Below are 3,569 nucleotides of genomic sequence, written 5' to 3' on the forward strand. Positions count from 1 at the left end.
GAAGTAAAAGCGCTACTACACGCTCACTATACTAAGGTAGCGCTTGCAGATAATTAATGCTTATGACTACTGTTTTATTTTTAGACATAGTAATTCAGCAAAGCATAATTATTTAAGTTCATTACCTGACGTATTACGTATCTTTTAGTACTCGATAAACTGTAGCCACTCCAACACCACAGGCCTTAGCTATTTCATCTTTTTTCATATTGTTTTGACTTGCTAATTCTCTAATGCGTTTGTGCTTCTGTGTATTAGCTTTTTTGCCTGTAGGTTTATAACCACTATTAGCTAATCCTTGCTTAATACGCTCTCTACGCTTGTCATTATCCAATTTAGCCATTGTTGCTAATAAATCAATTAGCATGTTGTTGATTACAGCCAATATCTCTCCACTCATGCCAGTATTGATTGTATGCGTAGTAGGTAGGTCTGCTACGATTAACCTTAAGCCTTTATCTTTGATACGCTGCTTTAGAATCGCAAAATCATCTTGAGATAGTCTGCTTAATCTATCCACGCTTTCAACCAATAAAATATCGCCTTGCTCGGCGTCTTTTAGCAGCTTAGCTAATGCTGGTCTATCGAGCTTTGCACCACTGAAGTGCTCAACGTAATCAACATAGCTATCACCATAGCGGCTACTGAAGGCAACCAAATCTACTAATGCTCTAGTAGCGTCTTGATCCTTGGTGCTGGCTCTCACATAAATACGAACGGTCATAACGCCCCTCTATTACTTAGAATTGATAATTAATGTTCATTGATAATATCAGGATATTACTATCGTTTAATTACTAATATAAGTCAAATGATAGCTAAATTATCGTTTAGAGGTTTTATTTTTTGAGTATAGGTTAATGATAGAAAATATGGTCGCTACTAAGAATAGGCTGTTAAGAGCCGCTCACTATAATTGCAGACTGTCTCGATTAGATGTATAATATAGACTGTAATCTATATATTGGTTTTTATATGTGGACTGTCATCACAACAGAGCTGTTCAACCAATGGTTTGATCAGCAAGATGAATCAACGCAAGAAAAAGTACTGGCAGCTTTGGTGGTTTTAGAACAGCAAGGTCCAAGCTTGGGTCGCCCTTTAGTAGATACGGTGTATGATTCAAAGTTTACCAACATGAAAGAGTTGCGTATTCAGCACAGAGGCAATCCACTCAGAGCCTTTTTTGCCTTTGACCCAAAGCGGCAAGCGATTGTGCTTTGTATTGGTGATAAAGGTAATAAAAAGCGTTTTTATAAAGAAATGCTAGCCACTGCAGACCAGCAGTATGAGTGTCACCTCAGAACTTTAGGAGATCCATAACATGACTAAGACATTACAAGAGATGTTAGCTGAGCGCTCTTTGGATAGCCAAGCGCGTATTAAACAACTGGCAGAGCAATTGCTTTTAGAAAACCAGCTGTCTCGTATTCGTGAAGAGTTAGAGATCTCTCAAAAAGAACTAGCTCAAACCATGGGTATTAAGCAGCCTTCATTGTCTGCTATAGAAAATCGCGGCAATGATCTTAAAATATCAACCATGAAAAAATATGTTGAAGCTATGGGTGGCAAGCTTCGTATCGACGTTGAGCTGCCAACAGGGAAGCACATAGGCTTTAATGTGTAATAATAAATTCAAGTGATTCAAGCGCTAATAAGCCACCTTCTTATAGGTGGCTTTTTTATTACTAAGAATAGGCTAATGTTATTAGAAAAGCACAGCAGCCCGTCCCTTAATTCAAAAACCTGTTATAGATGGTTCCATTATAGCAGTCTGTTTTAAGTAGTCTGTTAATAGGTTTTCGGGGCTTTTTAGGTGGTTCTGCTAGGGTATAGCTTAGCTTAGAAGAACTACCCTTAGGATATCTAATTGGTTATATCTCTAATAATATAAACTCCTTAGTGAAGTGCTATTAAACAACCTTGTCATTCTAGCCTATAGGGCGAAAAATCATTTTTAGATTACTATTATGCTCAAGAATTTTTTCCTCAATTCTCGTATATTCTTGCTTAAATTTGTCATCAATTTCATGCAAACGTTCAGAGTACTGATTCTTTTTCATTTCAATTTTTTGCGCTTTTAGTGCTTGCCATTCTGCCACTGTTTGCATGAAGGCGTCATGCTCAAAATTAATACGGTCTTGGAAGGTTTTCATAGCATGAGGAATATCTAGACCGGCTGACATTACTGTACTAATCTTTTGCTGAGCCTGTTTAAATTGCATTCTTACTTCGGCATGTTTAATGGTAGTGTCATCAACGGTACGTAGCTCAGTAGTTAATCCCACTTTAGATAAACCAGCAATCAACCATTTAGTTGGGTCATATTGCCACCATTTTACCCCATTACGGTAGTCGTATTGAAAAAAGTGATGGTAATTATGATAGCCTTCGCCCCATGTGAATATAGCGAGGAAAAAGTTGTCACGTCCACTATTCGTATCGGTATAAGGACGTGAGCCAAACATGTGGCAAAACGAGTTAATAAAAAAAGTAAAGTGATGGGTTAATACTAAACGTAATAGACCAACAATCACTAATGAGCCCCATACTGAGCTATGCTGAAGAAACCGTAGAGATAAACTTGGTAAACTAGCGACTCGACGAGGAGTTTACCATGACCAAGAAAATCAGAACTTACAGCACAGAATTTAAAGCAGAAGCCGTAAAGAAGATAGCAGACAACAACGGTAATGTTTCAGCCACTGCCAAGCAACTTGGTATAGCGATGCAAACCTTATCAAACTGGCAGAACAAAGCCAATCAAGGCAAGCTTTTAGGAACTGAGCAGTATGACCCTGAGCTTATGGCAGCTATTCAGGAAATAAAGCAGCTCAAACGGCAGCTTAAAGTGGCTGAAGAGGAACGAGAGATACTAAAAAAGGCCACGGCGTACTTCGCGAAGCACAGTTGATGAAGTACGTCTTTATCAAAGACAACCAGTACCTTTTTAGTATTACCTGCATGTGCCGCGTATTAAACGTAAAACCATCAAGCTACTACGACTGGATAAATCGTGAGATGAGTGAACAGCAGATACACCGTAATCACTGTGAGATATTAGTTAAAGCGGCTCACAGTGAAACTAAAGAACGTTATGGTGTTGATCGACTGCATGCAAAGCTAATAGAGCAAGGCCATGACATTAGCTTATACATGGTCAGACGTATTAAAGAAGAATATGGAATCAAATGCCGTCGTCACAAACGTTTTAAAGTCACCACCAACTCCAATCATAACAAGCTTGTCTATCCAAACGTGCTGGATCAGCAGTTTGATGCTAAGCGACCCAATGAGTCTTGGGTCAGTGACATCACTTATATTTGGACTGCTGAGGGTTGGCTATACTTAGCAGGTGTTAAAGATCTCTACACCAAAGAGCTTGTTGGATATGCCTTAAGTAAGCGCATGACCGCCGATTTAGTCTGTCGTGCATTGAATATGGCAATTAAGAATAAAGGTCCAAGCCAAGGGCTGATTGTACATTCTGATAGAGGCAGCCAGTATTGCAGTCATGCCTATCACAAAATTATCAAGCAGCATTATTTTAAAGGCTCAATGAGTGGTAA

4 protein-coding genes and 1 pseudogene are annotated in these 3,569 nt (G+C 38.9%); 3 read left to right on the forward strand and 2 right to left on the reverse strand.

Going from position 1 to position 3,569, the window contains the following annotated elements; all coding sequences use genetic code 11:
- Positions 1-133 precede the first annotated feature (133 nt).
- Entirely contained in the window at positions 134-724 is a 591-nt protein-coding gene (locus tag CXF62_RS01260) for a recombinase family protein (RefSeq protein ID WP_102092620.1), read from the reverse strand.
- 251 nt (positions 725-975) lie between these two features.
- Between CXF62_RS01260 and CXF62_RS01265 the strand changes: the two genes are divergently transcribed.
- Complete coding sequence (locus CXF62_RS01265; RefSeq protein ID WP_075101971.1) at positions 976-1,323, forward strand: type II toxin-antitoxin system RelE/ParE family toxin; 348 nt, start codon at positions 976-978, stop codon at positions 1,321-1,323.
- A 1-nt stretch (position 1,324) separates the two neighbouring features.
- On the forward strand, positions 1,325-1,627 hold the full coding sequence (locus CXF62_RS01270; protein WP_011512377.1) for a helix-turn-helix domain-containing protein: 303 nt from the start codon (positions 1,325-1,327) through the stop codon (positions 1,625-1,627).
- A gap of 304 nt (positions 1,628-1,931) precedes the next feature.
- Here the strand turns inward: CXF62_RS01270 and CXF62_RS01275 are convergent, their stop codons facing one another.
- Positions 1,932-2,537, reverse strand: coding sequence for a fatty acid desaturase (locus CXF62_RS01275; protein ID WP_185156569.1), 606 nt, complete (start codon positions 2,535-2,537; stop codon positions 1,932-1,934).
- An 80-nt stretch (positions 2,538-2,617) separates the two neighbouring features.
- On the opposite strand from CXF62_RS01275, the pseudogene CXF62_RS01280 reads away from it, so the two are divergent.
- Positions 2,618-3,569, forward strand: a pseudogene (locus tag CXF62_RS01280) (IS3 family transposase); the annotation flags it as partial.

The organism is Psychrobacter sp. MES7-P7E, assembly GCF_002863645.1.
GTDB lineage: Bacteria > Pseudomonadota > Gammaproteobacteria > Pseudomonadales > Moraxellaceae > Psychrobacter.

Coding starts and splice junctions, on each gene's coding strand:
- CXF62_RS01265 (WP_075101971.1), top strand. CDS start 976: ATGTGGACTGTCATCACAACAGAGCTGTTCAACCAATGGTTTGATCAG.
- CXF62_RS01270 (WP_011512377.1), top strand. CDS start 1,325: ATGACTAAGACATTACAAGAGATGTTAGCTGAGCGCTCTTTGGATAGC.
- CXF62_RS01260 (WP_102092620.1), bottom strand. CDS start 724: ATGACCGTTCGTATTTATGTGAGAGCCAGCACCAAGGATCAAGACGCT.